The sequence below is a fragment of the Pseudomonas sp. NY5710 genome, assembly GCF_013305665.1.
GTDB classification, from domain to species: Bacteria; Pseudomonadota; Gammaproteobacteria; order Pseudomonadales; family Pseudomonadaceae; genus Aquipseudomonas; species Aquipseudomonas juntendi.
In genome coordinates, this window is sequence record NZ_CP045554.1 from 3959220 (window position 1) to 3973935 (window position 14716).

Annotated in this window: 16 protein-coding genes and 1 tRNA gene; 11 read left to right on the forward strand and 6 right to left on the reverse strand. The window is 57.9% G+C overall.

The features are described from left to right. Positions 1–7: 7 nt before the first annotated feature. From GEV39_RS18255 to GEV39_RS18280, 6 genes are all read left to right on the forward strand, one after another. Positions 8–1333: a cyclic di-GMP phosphodiesterase gene (locus tag GEV39_RS18255; RefSeq protein WP_249414368.1), complete on the forward strand. Its 1326-nt coding sequence runs from the start codon at positions 8–10 to the stop codon at positions 1331–1333. A 329-nt stretch (positions 1334–1662) separates the two neighbouring features. Beyond that, the gene (locus GEV39_RS18260; RefSeq protein ID WP_023662957.1) at positions 1663–2082 is read left to right on the forward strand and encodes a TIGR03757 family integrating conjugative element protein; all 420 of its coding nucleotides are present in this window, start codon (positions 1663–1665) and stop codon (positions 2080–2082) included. After that, positions 2082–3017: a TIGR03756 family integrating conjugative element protein gene (locus GEV39_RS18265; protein WP_023662956.1), complete on the forward strand. Its 936-nt coding sequence runs from the start codon at positions 2082–2084 to the stop codon at positions 3015–3017. Before GEV39_RS18260 ends, GEV39_RS18265 begins: the two co-directional genes overlap by 1 nt. 19 nt (positions 3018–3036) lie before the next feature. After that, positions 3037–4398, forward strand: coding sequence for an integrating conjugative element protein (locus tag GEV39_RS18270; protein WP_023662955.1), 1362 nt, complete (start codon positions 3037–3039; stop codon positions 4396–4398). 2 nt (positions 4399–4400) lie between these two features. Then, the gene (locus GEV39_RS18275) at positions 4401–4757 is read left to right on the forward strand and encodes a hypothetical protein (protein WP_023662954.1); all 357 of its coding nucleotides are present in this window, start codon (positions 4401–4403) and stop codon (positions 4755–4757) included. After that, positions 4754–6295 (forward strand): conjugal transfer protein TraG N-terminal domain-containing protein, encoded by a 1542-nt coding sequence (locus GEV39_RS18280; RefSeq protein ID WP_023662953.1) that lies wholly within the window; start codon positions 4754–4756, stop codon positions 6293–6295. The genes GEV39_RS18275 and GEV39_RS18280 overlap by 4 nt, the downstream gene beginning before the upstream one ends. A gap of 48 nt (positions 6296–6343) precedes the next feature. On the opposite strand, the gene GEV39_RS18285 is transcribed toward GEV39_RS18280, so the two are convergent. Next, positions 6344–6670, reverse strand: a complete 327-nt coding sequence (locus GEV39_RS18285) for a hypothetical protein (RefSeq protein ID WP_023662952.1) — start codon at positions 6668–6670, stop codon at positions 6344–6346. Positions 6671–6782: 112 nt separating this feature from the next. Here GEV39_RS18285 and GEV39_RS18290 point away from each other — a divergent pair, with 112 nt between their 5' ends. The 5 genes from GEV39_RS18290 to GEV39_RS18310 all read left to right on the forward strand — a co-directional run bounded on the left by GEV39_RS18290 (position 6783) and on the right by GEV39_RS18310 (position 11389). Continuing rightward, complete coding sequence (locus tag GEV39_RS18290) at positions 6783–7061, forward strand: type II toxin-antitoxin system ParD family antitoxin (RefSeq protein ID WP_009402065.1); 279 nt, start codon at positions 6783–6785, stop codon at positions 7059–7061. Between the two features lie 8 nt (positions 7062–7069). Beyond that, positions 7070–7423: a type II toxin-antitoxin system RelE/ParE family toxin gene (locus GEV39_RS18295; protein ID WP_023662951.1), complete on the forward strand. Its 354-nt coding sequence runs from the start codon at positions 7070–7072 to the stop codon at positions 7421–7423. Positions 7424–7541: 118 nt separating this feature from the next. Further along, a complete protein-coding gene (locus GEV39_RS18300) occupies positions 7542–8147 on the forward strand; it encodes a hypothetical protein (RefSeq protein ID WP_128637346.1) in 606 nt (201 codons plus the stop codon). Positions 8148–8243: 96 nt separating this feature from the next. Further along, entirely contained in the window at positions 8244–10139 is a 1896-nt protein-coding gene (mobH, locus tag GEV39_RS18305; protein WP_031325672.1) for a MobH family relaxase, read from the forward strand. Further along, positions 10136–11389, forward strand: coding sequence for a site-specific integrase (locus GEV39_RS18310; RefSeq protein ID WP_023662949.1), 1254 nt, complete (start codon positions 10136–10138; stop codon positions 11387–11389). Before mobH ends, GEV39_RS18310 begins: the two co-directional genes overlap by 4 nt. A gap of 338 nt (positions 11390–11727) precedes the next feature. Here the strand turns inward: GEV39_RS18310 and GEV39_RS18315 are convergent. The 5 genes from GEV39_RS18315 to pal all read right to left on the reverse strand — a co-directional run bounded on the left by GEV39_RS18315 (position 11728) and on the right by pal (position 14679). Beyond that, positions 11728–11803: transfer RNA gene (locus GEV39_RS18315), tRNA-Lys, on the reverse strand. A gap of 57 nt (positions 11804–11860) precedes the next feature. After that, entirely contained in the window at positions 11861–12535 is a 675-nt protein-coding gene (queC, locus tag GEV39_RS18320; protein ID WP_173890764.1) for a 7-cyano-7-deazaguanine synthase QueC, read from the reverse strand. Positions 12536–12552: 17 nt separating this feature from the next. After that, a complete protein-coding gene (gene queE, locus GEV39_RS18325) occupies positions 12553–13200 on the reverse strand; it encodes a 7-carboxy-7-deazaguanine synthase QueE (protein ID WP_009684060.1) in 648 nt (215 codons plus the stop codon). Positions 13201–13368: 168 nt separating this feature from the next. After that, complete coding sequence (gene ybgF / locus GEV39_RS18330; RefSeq protein ID WP_029887417.1) at positions 13369–14172, reverse strand: tol-pal system protein YbgF; 804 nt, start codon at positions 14170–14172, stop codon at positions 13369–13371. Between the two features lie 6 nt (positions 14173–14178). Continuing rightward, on the reverse strand, positions 14179–14679 hold the full coding sequence (gene pal, locus GEV39_RS18335; protein WP_029887416.1) for a peptidoglycan-associated lipoprotein Pal: 501 nt from the start codon (positions 14677–14679) through the stop codon (positions 14179–14181). Positions 14680–14716 lie beyond the last annotated feature (37 nt).

Consider the following 14716-nt stretch of genomic DNA (forward strand, 5'->3'; position numbering starts at 1 on the left):
TCTCGGCATGTACATCCACAAGCTCGCCGGCTCTTGGGTTCGACACCCATTCTGGCGCGGCAGCTTCCTGCTGACCGAGCCTCAGGATCTCTCTGCCATTCGAGAATGTGGCGTCGGGGAGGTCTGGGTCGACTTGGCCAAAAGCCAAGTCGACCCAGAGAGCCCAGAGAGCCCAGAGAGCCCAGAGAGCCCAGAGAGCCCAGAGAGCCCAGAGAGCCCAGAGAGCCCAGAGAGCCCAGAGAGCCCAGAGCCCAGAGCCCAGAGCCCAGAGCCCAGAGCCCAGAGCCCAGAGCCCAGAGCCCAGAGCCCAGAGCCCAGAGCCCAGAGCCCAGAGCCCAGAGAATTGTCGGAGGAGCAATCTCTGCCGTCTAGTCCACTAAGCAAGAAAAGTGACGGCGCAACCTCAATGGAGAGCGAAATGTGTTATGCACGGAAACTCTGTCTTGCGGCCAAGTCCCAAGTCATGGACATGTTCCAGGAAGCCCGGCTTGGCAAGGCCGTCGACCCAAGCACGACGTTGCCGCTGGTCGGAGAAATCGCTGCCTCGGTGCTGCGCCAACCTCATGCCCTCATCAGCGTCGCACGCATCAAAACGCACGACGATTACACCTACCTGCACTCGGTTGCCGTCTGCGCCCTGATGCTATCGCTGGCCCGGCATCTCGATCTAGACGAGGAGCAAACGCGCCTGGCTGGCATCGGCGGACTGATGCACGACCTAGGCAAGGCCGCGATGCCGCTGGAAGTGCTTAACAAACCAGGCAAGCTCACCGATGCCGAGTTCGCCATCATGAAGCGCCACCCTGTGGAGGGCGCAAAGATGCTGCGCGCAGGCGGGGCCGAGCCCGGGGTGGTGGACATTGCCCTGCACCATCACGAGAAGATCGACGGAACCGGCTACCCGGATCGCTTGGCCGGTGACGCCATTTCACTCCTGGCCCGCATGGGCGCAATCTGCGACGTCTATGATGCCGTGACGTCGGAGCGAGCCTACAAAAAGCCGTGGGACCCGTCCGCGGCGATGCGGCAGATGGCCAAGTGGGAGGGCCATTTCGACAAACGCATCTTCCACGCCTTCGTCAAGGCCGTGGGCATCTACCCCGTCGGCTCCTTGGTTCGCCTGTCCTCTAAGCGTCTGGCCGTTGTCGTTGAGCCGGGAATGGAATCACTGCTGACTCCCAAGGTTCGCGTGTTCTTCTCGCTACGCTCGAGAGAGCCGATCCCGATGCAGACCATCGACCTGGCGGCCACGAGTTGCAAGGACAGTATCACTGGCCCCGAAGACCCGACGCTCTGGAACTTCAAGAACCTCGACGACTTGTGGATGGAATAGCCCCCACAAAACGACGGCCCCGTGAGGGAGCCGTTGAACATCGTCGAGCGATGCCCGTCCAGGGAGGGATGGCCGAGCTCGATTCTCCAGAAGGTAGCTGGTGACACGAGTGTTGAGCCCACCCAACTAGGGTGACGGAAATTTCTGGGGTTCCGGCTTACATCCCCAGTATGAGCCATATCCACAAGCCTGCCACGGCAAAAACGCTCCGTCTGCTCCACCCGACCTAACTCCCCGATAAATCCAAGCACCCTCAGATATCTATTTCCTACTGCGCCTGGTGGGCCGATCCGTTTTCCTGTATCGGTCCCCACTTCAGGTGCAGTCCCATGTTCAATCCCCTCCCGCCCTCATGGCGAGCAGTCCCCTTGCTCGTTGTCGCGTTGGCCACCGGCACCGCCCATGCCGAGATCTGGGCCATAACAGACTCAGCGCACCCACTGACTTCCGTACCAGCAGATGTGCGTGTCATCAAGCTCGATGACCAACAGCGCATCGAGGAGCAGTTGTCCCGAGAGCTGCCACCTAACCCTCACCAGGCCGCTCTCGCCGCACGACGGCTGATGAGCACTCCGGCAGGGGCCGCACTGATGCAACAGCTGGCCACCGCCCAGCAGGGAAATGCTGATGCCTGGAGTGTCGGTGTTTCGAAGGTGCCGGCGGTGGTCGTCGATCGCCGGTATGTGGTGTACGGCCAACCCGACGTGGCAACAGCCATGCAGACCATCAACCGTGCAAGGGGGCAATGATGAGGCGAATATCCAGACTGACCCTGACCGGTCTTCTTACAGCATCACTCCCGCTCTCAGCATCAGCGGCCATCAGTTCAGCGGCGATTATCGCCTCCACCAGTTCGCCTACCTGCCTTGAGTACAAAGTGGTCGGCATCTGCTACTGGCTGCTCTGCACCCCTGTTGGCTGCACGGTCAAAACCTCCACCAAAGTCCGGCATTACATCCCGGACGCGGTGGTATCTGCCTACGCCAATACCGGGGAAAACCCTTGGACAGAGGTGAGCCCGATGGGAGCGCCGAATGCGGCAGCGCAAGCCGGTAATGATGGAACAACCAACCACAACGCCGAGAACAACATCGCCAAGTTCAAGGAGGCAGACGTTATTGGCCATCCTGGGGCTGCGGTGTTCAGCCGGTTCGCCAGTTCCTTTGGCTATTCCTGCCACGGCGCGACCACGCCTTACGTTCCATACATGCTCAGCACGCTGGACACCCTTGCATGGCGGTACGGAGTACCCGAGTCCGTTTACCCGGAGGCCCTGATTCCGGGCATGCGTGAAGTCGGCGGCCTTCTATCGGCAGACATGTGGGGAAGCGTTTACCCACGCAGCGGCTTCATCCACCAGGTCGACGATTTTAAAGCCGGTGCTGTCATCGCCCAGCGCGCCGGCGACGTCACCACCCGTGTCGGTCAACCCCACGTGTACCTGCCAATGCGCGGTCTTGCAGAACCAGGCTACTGGCCTGCCGGCGAGCTGAAAGAAGGCGATGCCACCACAGGAAAGTGGCAGCAACTCACGCCAACCATGAGCCCCACCTGCGCCGTATTCCCCTCCCCCGGCCCTAATGCCGACGCTGTCGACGAAGCCTATGCGTGGGCCCTGTGGCGGCCCTACTCATGCTGCCAGCGTAAGGGCCAAACCTTCCTGGGAAGCACTGACTTCCAATGAGATATGACTGGAGAGTTCAATGAATAAATTATCCATCGCGATCATTCTCGCAGCTGGCATGACCAGCACCTGGTGCATGGCCGAGGCCGCCGACCCGATCAAGGTCGAATCCCAGGGCAGCGTGATCGGAGACGACGTGCTCTACAGCATCGGTGGTGGCAGTGCTGTCCAGATGGGCAGCGCTGGCCAGATGGAGAGCATCACCGTCGGTGCCGGCTGGCAGAACAACCTGGTCTGCGGAAACATGGACCTCAGCAACACGCTGCAGAACCAGCTGAACGGCGCAACGCAGGGTTTCCAACAGATCATGGGCAGCGTCATCCAGAACGCTACCGGCGCAGTCACGTCACTGCCGGCGATGATCCTGCAGCGGGCCAATCCCGCCCTCTATAACCTGCTGACGAACGGAATCCTGCAGGCGCGCCTCGACTACGACCGATCGAAGGGAACCTGCAGGGCGATGGCCGAACGCATGGCCGACATCGCGGGTGGTCAGATGGGGTGGGGCAAGGTTGCAGAGGGGCAAAAGATGGGGCAAGCCCTGGCATCCAGCAACGACGCCGTAGCAGTGGTCGACAAGGTCGAGGAAGCGCCTGGAACCAACGGCGTGACCTGGGTAGGCGGAAAGCAGGCCGGCGGCAACGGTCAGCAGCCTATCAAAGTGGTCGGGGACGTCGCGAAGGCAGGCTATAACCTTCTCAACAACCGCGCAGCTCAGGATACCTCGAGCATTCCGCAGGCCAGCTGCTCCAATGGACTGGTATGCGGCAGTTGGGAATCACCAGCCGAAGCCGCCCAGTTCGCAAACCGGGTCCTGGGTGAGCAGCAGATCCAAACCTGTGAAGGCTGCGCCACCACCTCGACTCCGGGAGTGGGCCTGACGCCGCTGATCCAGGAAACATACGACAAGAAGCTCGCGGCGCTGCAGGAGCTCTTGAAGCCGGGAACACAGATCACCTCCGAGAAGCTGCGTGAGGCCAGCAGCGACTCACTGCCCATCACCCGCGGCGTCGTAACCGCACTTCGTGACGAGCGTGACCAAGCTGTACTTACGTCCCGCCTTGCCTCGGAGGTGGCACTTGCAGACGTTCTGGAGAAAGCGCTTCTGATGCAACGCATGCTGATTACAGGCAGCAGGGAGCCGAATGTGAGCATGAACAAGATTGCCGTAGAAGCGACCCTCGGCCAGGTGGACAACCTCCAATTGCTAATCACGAATCTGAAGACCGAGCTCGATATGCGACAGCAGCTCGCGAACAACTCTCCGATGAAAATCATCGAACGCGGCAAGGCACGCTCCGAAAGTTCTCGCTCGATTTACAACGCGGCGCCTGAACAGGATCGCATGATTCAGCTGCAGAAGCCTGCCGGCAAGGAGTGACCATGTCCGAAGATGTCGAGAAAAAAGTCCACCCCCTGAAAGTCCTGCTCGGGGGCGTAGCTTTGAGCGTAGTGATGCTGCTGCTGAGCGTGTTGCTCGGCATCATCGCGGTCAATCACCTGGGTGTTTTCGACACTTGGCTGAAGTGGCGTGAGGGCAATTACCTGCCACTGCTGCTATGGCGACTTGCCCTCTACGGCAGCATCGTCATCGCCTGGTTGAAGCTCAAGGCGCGACTGCCCGGAACGGGGGATGGCCAACCATCTAAAGGCGCTCAGCGGGTCGAGTTCTTGGTGCTCCTGCTGTTCGTGATAATCGAAATCTCGAAGGCGCCAATCACCTGGTCGGAGGTGCTATGACGCTCTATACAAACGACTACCTGGAGTATTACCTCACCCTGGTAGGGTGGATCATCAACAACGGGATCTGGGACATGATCTCCGACACGGGGCTGTTTGCCCTGCCCTTCATCATCATCGTCGCCCGTGAGTGGATCAAGGTACGAGGAGAAGGTGCCGACGAAGGCAACAAAGGTGTGCTGTCCCTGGCTCGCATTGAAACCCAGCTGTACGTCGGATACGTGGTCGTTTCACTGTGTGCTGTGCCAGCCATCTCCGTGGGGTTTGACACTCTGCAGTTCGATCAGGCGCGAGGGAAGCAGTGCCAAGTGCTGACGCCGGCGCCCTCGGAGACAGGCTGGAACACCACCTTCAGCTCGTTGGCCGGCAAGAGCGCGAAGGTGCCGGTGTGGTGGGCGCTCGTTCACGCGCTGTCCAAGGGTTTGAATAGCGGTGCTGTTGCAGCCATCCCTTGCGGTACGGATCTCAGGCAAATGCGCATGGAGGTCGACGCGATGAGGATCGGCAACCCCCTGCTCGCGCAGGAGGTGGCAGACTTCACCCACGATTGCTTCGGTCCTTCCCGCGCGCGCCTGTTCATGCGTCAGCCCGACATTGGGTCGATCGCCAAAGACCAGAAGGCCCTGCAGGACCTGAACTGGATCGGGTCCCACTACTTGCTGAATACAGCTGGTTACTACGACACGGACTACTCCAGAACACCACGTACATCCTGGCCGTATGACACGAAACGAGATGATGGCATGCCTCAGGTGACCGGGGGCGGTGGGTACCCCACCTGCAAGCAGTGGTGGTCAGATGGGAGCATCGGCCTACGGGACCGACTGAAAGCCCAGGTCGACCCAAGTCTGCTGAACCAGTTCCTCGGATGGGCAAAGTGGCTGTCCCAGGAGGAAGTAACCGACTCGATGATTCGCCAGCTCGTGTCGCCATCCAGCCAGGTCAACGGCGACGTCTACACCGACTATGGCGGACAGATCGACGGAACCGTCTGGAATGGCCTTGCTCGTGCAGGGGGTACACTGGGGGTCGCCGTAGGCTCGCTGGCCTTCTTCCCGGCTATGGACATGGTGCGTCAAGCATTACCGATGGTAGTGGCCTTCCTCAAGATGGCCATGGTTATCTGCATTCCACTGGTACTGATAATCGGAGCGTATCAACTGAAGGTTGCCATGACCATGTCAGTAACAATGTTCGCCTTAATATTTGTAGATTTCTGGTTTCAACTGGCAAGATGGGTCGACAGCACTATCATCGACGTTTTATATGGCTCGGGCTCGCCGCACTTATCCTTTGATCCAGTGATGGGCTTGAACACCACGACTCAAGACGCGATTCTGAACTTCGTCATGGGTTCGATGTTTATCATTCTCCCAACCTTTTGGGTTCTAGCTCTTGGCTGGGCAGGAGTGCAAACAGGTACAATTCTTAGCGGACTGTCAGAAGGAACTGGAGCAGTGCAAAGGGCAGGTCAAAAAGCAGGCAATCTGGTTGAGGGCGGAGTAAAGTCGGTTGCTGGAGGAGCCTCAAAGAGCTGAGCGCATCATGGTGATACTGGCTTGATACAGCAAGTACTGAGCCAGTATCTATTTAACTGACCTACCATAAGAATCAAGCGGTCTTTCAAAAACATCCCGACCGTATGGTGCCTCTTCATCCTCAGAAAACAGCTCAACCTTTCCGAGGTCAACTTTGGAAAGTGCGTACAGACCGAGAGTCAGAGAAAAGACTGTCAGTAGCACCGACATAACCCAGCTGATCGAGTTGGCTAAAATGAGCGCAATAACCGTTGCTAGGAATACCCGTTTAACCCAACGGACTGTCGGATTGATGTCATGCATGAAGAAACGCGCCACGCTCCCCAGAGCCCGGCCCAAGCGGAAGGCAATCGATCGTTTGGCGGCTGTGGTCATGTTCCATCTCCTTGCTCTGTGAGAGCACCTTGCCATCAGATATACGACACCTTTGGCATTTCCGCAAGAGGTATGGCATAAAACGCCATCACCACTCATCAGGTTCACATCCATGGCCACCCACAATGTCGTCGTTCCAAAGCCGATGGAGCAGTCCATTGATGATTTAGTCAACACTGGTCGGTACCAGAACTTCAGCGAAGTCGTGCGTGCAGGCATCCGGATGCTGCTTGAGCATGAAGCAGCTGAGGCAGCCAGGCTCGAAGCACTGCGGAACGCAACATCAGTAGGCATCATGCAGGTCGAAGCAGGCCAGTACGATGAAATCGATCCGTCCAATCTGGCAGCCTACCTGGACAATCTTGGAAGACTAGCGGGCGATAAAGCATGAGTAGGGTCATGGTTCGCATGTCACCCCAGGCATGCATCGACATCGCCGATACGCTTCGCTTCACTGAGGTGAGGCTCGGTCAGTCCGTCAGGAATCGGTATCAAGACTTGCTGCAGGAGACGCTCCTCGCCCTAGCTGAACAGCCGACGCCGGCAGACAGCAAAATGCGTGATGAGCTTTCCCCGGGCCTTCGCAGCCTGCATCTGTCATTCAACGTGCTGCAGATGACTGACGGCCGTGTGATTAGACCTCGACATATCGTGTTTTACCGAACTGGGACAGATCAAATCGTTGAGATACTACGAGTCCTCCACGATGCTATGGAGGTCGCGCAGAATTTGAAACACCTGCATCAGCAGTAAAGGGTAAATGGCTCAGAAGCAAATGGGCTTGAATGGATAATGGAATGGATCACAAGGGTAAAAGCCCTACCCGAAAGGGCGGACGTAGTCCGACAAAAGGAAACGCTAGGAGCTTAATATGCAAGCAACTTGGTGGGAAAAAACAGTCGAGTACGGTTTCATCCTTAGACTCAACGCAGCCGGTCGATTAGATTTCGCAGCGCCGATTGCAGGCCGTCATGAGCGTTCATCAGGCGATGGAATTTTCGGAAAAGATAAAAAACTGGTACTTGTAGAGTTCAAGAGAGACAAATCAGAGATCGCAGCAGAGAAAACAATCTTCACAGACTACGACGTAGCTGCAAATCAGTTGAACCACTACAACCATCATTGGATTGTATATGGAGGCCTAACCAATGAGCAAAAATTAGGACTCGGGAACCAGAAATATTTTGACCCGAATGCTCGGTCCGCCGACCTGGCTGATATTCTTTCCATGGGCATAACTCACCCTGAGTTTATGAACTACCTTGAACAACTACAATATTACAGGAGTGCAGATGGGCGCGGCGGAGGTGGTCACGTCTCACCCGAAAGCATGTTAACGGTTCTAGGTGTTTCGCCGTCGGGAAAACTTGTTGGTAGCCTCAGCCTTGAACAATATAAGCATGAACTGAAACCTGCTCCACCTGCTCCACGTAACCCCCCTAACTCAAGTCCATCATTGAGGCCACGCGGCATGTAGTGATGGCGCATTGCCACGAATTCTAGAACCTCTCAGATACCCTTTTCCGTTGATGCCATCTTGGCATTAGGAGAAAAGCCCGCTCCATGCACACCCATGGAGCACCCTATGCACCTCCTATCATGGTTAGGCCGCCGTTCGGCCAAACCAACGCCAGAAGCCTCACCGCATGGCTTCCATCTGCCGGCGAAGGCTACTGCTCTGCTGCAGAGCCCCCTCCGCCAGCAGCTCCTGGAGAATATCTGGCGTCGGGCTTCGCTCTCACGAGCTCAGTTCAACACCCTCTACCTCAAGCCGCTCGAGCGCTACGCAGAGCTGGTGCAGCTGCTCCCTGCTTCTGAAAACCATCACCATGCCCACCTTGGGGGCCTCCTAGACCATGGCCTGGAGATCATGGCTTACGCCCTCAAGATCCGTCAGACGCACCTTCTGCCGATCGGAGCGCCACCGGAATCGCAGTCGGCCCAAGCTGAGGCATGGACCGCAGCCGCAGCGTACGGCGCGTTGCTGCACGACTTGGGAAAGATCGCTGTTGACCTCCGCGTGGAGCTCGAGGATGGCCGAGCGTGGCACCCGTGGCATGGACCGATCAGCCGTCCCTACCGGTTCAAGTACGTCAAAGGCAGGGAGTACCAGCTACACGGTGCTGCTTCAGCCCTAGTGTATATGCAGGTCCTGGACAGCGGGATTCTCGACTGGCTCAGTGGTTTTCCTGAACTATGGAGGCAGCTGATCTACCTCCTCGCAGGTCAATACGAGCACGCCGGCATCCTCGGCGAAATTGTGGTCCAAGCAGACAAAGCTTCCGTTGCCCAGCAACTGGGAGGAAATCCAGAGCGCGCGCTGACAGCCCCCAAACAATCACTGCAGCGGCAACTCGCCGACGGCCTGCGTTTCCTGGTGCGGGAGAAACTCAAGCTCAATCACCAGGACGGACCTGCAGATGGCTGGCTGACACAGGATGCGCTTTGGCTGGTGAGTAAGCCTGCAGCAGATCAACTCCGGGCATACATGCTGACCCAGGGTATTGAGGGAGTGCCAACCTCCAATGCCCCGTTCTTCAACATGCTGCAGGACCAGGCAATCATCCAGACCAACGCGCAGGATAAAGCGATCTGGAAAGCCACCATCGATAACGGCCGCGGCTGGAAGAATAGCTTCACCTTCTTGAAGATCTCGCCGGCACTCGTATGGCCCAATCCAGACGATCGCCCTCCCCAGTACGCCGGCACCCTCACCCTGGAGCAGGAACCGGAAGTAGTCACGCAGCCGAGTACGAGTGAAGAAACAGTTTGCGCGGTACCGGAACAACCCATCGACACCAGTGACGACACACCTCAACCGCCGGCGCGGCCCCGAGCGCTGGTACAGCCAGCTCCAAGCCAAGGAATCCAATCATCTGAGCGTGAAGAACTACTGTCACTGTATAGTAATATCACTGCGCCATCAGAAGAGCTAAGTGCTAGCCAAGGCTCAGCAGCCGCCTCCCCTCCCCATCAAGGACTAGAGGAGGTAGGGCGGGCTGACGATTCTCTAGCAGCCATAGCAAGGAATGCTGCACAAAAAGATGTAACCACAATGCCTACGAGTAGTTCGTTGGGAGGGGCTTTCATCGCTTGGGTAAAAGCAGGTGCCGCCTCCCATAAATTGATCATCAATGACACCAAGGCCCTGATTCACACCGTCGACGACACAGCAATGCTCGTCACCCCAGGGATCTTCAAGCGATATGTGCTGGAGCACCCGGAGCTTGAGAAGATCGTCGGTAAACCTGGGACAGCGGCCTGGCAGCATGTTCAACGCGCCTTTGAGAAAGAGAAGAGCCACCAGAAGACCAGCAAGCAGCTGAACATTTGGACCTACGATGTAATAGGTCCAAGGAAGACCACGCAGTTGAGGGGCTACCTGCTTCTTGACCCGAAGCTGATATTCCCCGAGCAGCCCATGAATAACCCAAGCTTGAGACGGGTGACGGAAGGGGCCGCCGAATGACGCCCGAGAATCTGCTCCGGGAATACCTAGTCGATCACGACCTCCGGCCGGCCAGTGCGAAAATCTACGGCGCGGCAATGAAGAAGCTGGAAAAGAACTTCGGCAAAGCTGTCGATGTGGAGTCTATCGATCGACGTGGCGTTCTCGCGTTGAGGAACAAGCTGATTGACGGAGGTCTATCGAAGCGCAGCTGGAACACCTACTCCAATCACCTCCGAACCATATGGGGGTATGGCATCGAGTACGGGATTCTTCCCAACACCGATGTGAACCCATTCAAGAAGACGACGGTAATTGCACCGAAGCGGCCGAGCAAAATCATTGACGGCGAGGCGATCCTCCGTGCGCGGCGCTGGCTCAGAAGCCTGGCTGACCAAGAGGAATCGACTGGCAGCCGTGCCAGGATCACGCCAGGGTGGTTCTGGCTCGCTACGTTCGAAATCTTCTACTACACGGGCATCCGGTTGAACGCACTACTGTGCATTCGGCTTCGGGATGTCGACTGGGACCGCCAACTCATCCTAGTACGAGGCGAAACAGAGAAGACCCACCGGGAGTTCCGGATCCCGATTATGGATGGTCTTGCGCCTCATATGCGTCGGTTGTTGGATGAAGCCGCTCGAGCTGGCTTCGCCGCCGAAGACCAACTCTTCAACGTCAATCGCTTCTCCCGCTATTACAAGCGGCATGAAATGAACTCCGACCAAGTCGAGGCGATGTACAAGAAGCTGATCGTCAAGCTCGGGGTTCGGATGACTCCGCACCGGTTCAGGCACACGCTTGCAACCGATCTGATGAAGCAGCCAGAAAGAAACATCCACCTCACCAAGAACCTGCTGAACCATTCCAACATCGCCACCACGATGAGCTACATCGAGGCCGACTATGACCACATGCGAGACGTGTTGCACGAGCGGAGCATGCAGCAGGGAGCATTACGTCTTGTACGGCGGGTGGATGACAGTGCTGCACCAAACTCGCGACTAGGTGAAGGCGAACAACGCATAGAGCCTGGTCGACGAAGAGCGATCGAACAAGATCATCAAGGAGGTGGCGACCCTGCACCAGGACATCTGCTGATTGAGTTCAAGCAGATCTGTGCCAGTGCTTTGCTACCGCCCGAAGATCTCTTTCAACCCAGCCTTCTATTCAGCCTGATGGCATCGACGACAGGGTCTACACCCTTTGCTCGATCTCATTCGGCTGACGCAGGCACGGTCTACAACGCACGCGCCTCCCCGAAGCTATGAGTCGACGAATGGCAATCAGCCACTACATCGACAGCTGATCAAGGGCAGATAGGACAGAACTGTCCCAGGTCTCTGGTGCTAGGAAACTGGCGCCATGCCTTTGGCTGCGCGGGTTTTGGGGGCCACTCGAGGCGAGTTTTCGCAGTGCTGAGTAGCACGCGAATCCGCTAAGTCATTGAGTTTTTTGGGCCAGAGACGAAAAAGCCCGCCATAAGCGGCGGGCTATTCCATATTGACATCACGCCGAAGCGAGCCTAAGGTTCGCTCCAGACGGCTGCAAGACTAGAAACTGGCTGGCAAGCCCCCCTTCCTAGTACATCACGAACCGCTGTGAATAGTGGTGGGTCGTGTAGGATTCGAACCTACGACCAATTGGTTAAAAGCCAACTGCTCTACCAACTGAGCTAACGACCCGTTGGATGGCGCGTATAATACTGATTTCTAACGGGAAATCAATACCCTCTGATCAGTTCAAGCGTAGCGCGTGGGGTCGTCGACACCGGCAGCCCCGAAACCATCGGCACGCAGGCGGCAGCTGTCGCACTTGCCGCAGGCACGCCCTTCATCGTCGGCCTGGTAGCAGGAAACGGTCAGGCTATAGTCCACGCCGCGGGCCATACCAGCCTGCACGATTTGCGCCTTGCTCATGTTCTGCAGCGGCGCCTGGATCCGGAAGCCCTGCCCTTCGACCCCAGCCTTGGTCGCCAGGTTGGCCATGCGCTCGAACGCTTCGACGAACTCAGGGCGGCAATCCGGGTAGCCGGAGTAGTCCACGGCGTTCACGCCAATGAAGATATCACGTGCCTCCAGCACTTCTGCCCAGCCCAGCGCCAGTGACAGGAACACGGTATTGCGCGCTGGCACATAGGTCACTGGAATACCTTCACCGGGTGTTTCCGGCACGTCGATGCTGCTGTCGGTCAAGGCCGAACCTCCGATACCGTCCAGGTTCAAGCCAATGACCTTGTGCTCGACCACGCCCAGGTCGCGGGCCACACGGGCAGCGGCGTTAAGCTCGGCGCGATGGCGCTGGCCGTAATCGAAGCTCATGGTATAGCAGCTGTAGCCGTCGGCCTTGGCCATGGCGACTACCGTGGCCGAGTCCAGGCCACCGGACAACAGGATGACTGCGCGTTTTTCTGTCATGTGTATTTACTCCTCAATCAACGCCCGGGTTCGTCGTTCCACAGCAGCTTGTGCAACTGCAGCTGGAAGCGCACGGGCAGGTTGTCGGCGACGATCCAGTCTGCCAGGTCGCTGGCGCTCACCTGATGATGGCTGGGTGAAAACAGCACTTCACCGGCACGCTCGGCCAGGTTGTACTGGATCAGCTTGGAAACTGCCCAGTCGTAATCCTCGCGGGAACAGATGACGAACTTGACCTGGTCGTTGCGGGTCAGCTGGTCGATGTTCGAATAGAGGTTACGGTGCGACTCTTCGGAACCTGGGGTCTTCAGGTCTACCACACGACTGACCCGGGTGTCGGTGCCGGCGATATCCAGCGCGCCACTGGTCTCCAGAGACACCTCGTAGCCGGCATCGCACAGCCGCTGCAGCAGCGGCAGGGCATTCGGTTGGGCCAGCGGTTCGCCACCGGTGACGCACACATAGCGCGGCCTGAAGCCGGCCACTTGCTCGAGGATCGAGTCGAGGGTACGAACGGTACCGCCACTGAAGGCGTAGGCACTGTCGCAGTACTGGCAGCGCAGGGGGCAACCGGTGAGCCGCACGAATACCGTGGGCAGCCCAGCCGTTCGTGTTTCACCCTGCAAAGAGTAAAAGACTTCGGTGATGCGTAATGTGTCTTGCATGCTCGCCACGGGCGTGACAGCTAAACAGGCTGCCCGCCTCCGTCAGGCACTGCCGCGGACTCGACATCGCGTTATCCGCAGCAGCGTGTTTACGAAAAAAGGGCCGTGATTCTAACGAAAAAACCCGCGACTGGCGCGGGTTTATTTCAAACGCAACTGCAAAGCGCCTTAGAGCTTTTGCAGGTCACGCTGTGCCAATTGCGCGGCAGAGGTGCCGGGATACTGGGTGATGACCTGTTGCAGGATACTCTTGACCTTGTCGGTGTGGCCCATGCGGCGCTCGACGTCGGCCAGTTTGTAAAGCGAGTCTGGCACTTTGCTGTGCTTGGGGTACTTTTGGCTGACCTGGGCAAACGCCTGGCTGGCGCCTTGCAAGTCACCCTTGGCCAAGTTCACCTCACCCAACCAGTACTGGGCATTGCCGGCGTACTGGCTGTTCGGATATTTGCGCAGGAAGGCGGTGAAGGCCTGGCTGGCCTTGTCGAAGTCTTTTTGCTTGATCAGGTCGAAAGCTGCATCGTAGTAGAGCTTCTCTTTCGCCGGATCACCGGGCTCGCTACTGGCGGCCGGTTGTTGCGCAGCAGCACCGGCTGCTGCACCGGAGGCGGCATTGGATGCACCACCGGAGGAATTGTCAGGGGTTGCGGCAGGTGCAGCACCACTGTTGATGCGACGGTCCAGGTCCTGGTATCGCTCCAGGTTTTCCTGCTTCATGCGCGACACATCGTTTTGCAGCTCTTCGATGATGCCTTGCTGACGGGAAAGCTGGTCCTGCATCTGTTGCAGCTGCATGAACAGCTGGCCCTGTGCAGAGGCAGGGGCCGAAGCCCCCGACCCGGCATAGGCGCCGCTCGTGCCATAACCCGCAGGCGGATAACTGCCTGCGTTGTCATCTACTACAGGGACCTCAGCCCAGGCCGCGAGCGGCAGGCTGAGTGCGAGGACGGTTACTACACGGCGGCACATACGCATAAGAACTTACTTACGCAGTTCTACGCGACGGTTCTGAGCCCAGGACTGCTCGTCGTTGCCGGTAGCAACTGGACGCTCTTCGCCGTAGGAAACCACTTCCAGCTGAGCAGGGGAAACACCCTGCAGAACCAGGTAGCGCTGAACGGCTTTCGCACGACGCTCACCCAGAGCCATGTTGTACTCGCGGGTGCCGCGCTCGTCGGTGTTACCTTCCAGAACAACGCGGTTGCCGTTGGCTTTCAGGTCCTTGGCGTGAACGTCCAGAGCGCGCATGGCTTCTGGCTTCAGGTCCGAGCTGTCGTATTCGAAGTAGAAGGTGGTGATTGCGCGCAGGGCCGCTTCTTCGCTCAGGGAGCCGTCGACAGCGCCAGTGTTGGCACCGTAGCCAGCGTTAGGATCTACAGCAGCGCCTTCGCCTGCGTTGTCACCGCCCTTCGAGGAGCAACCTACAGCTACGGCCATGGCCAGAGCCAGCGCAGCAAATTTACCAAACTTCAGCATTTCCATCGTGAAACTCCTAATGAAACCCCAGTGTGTTAAGCAA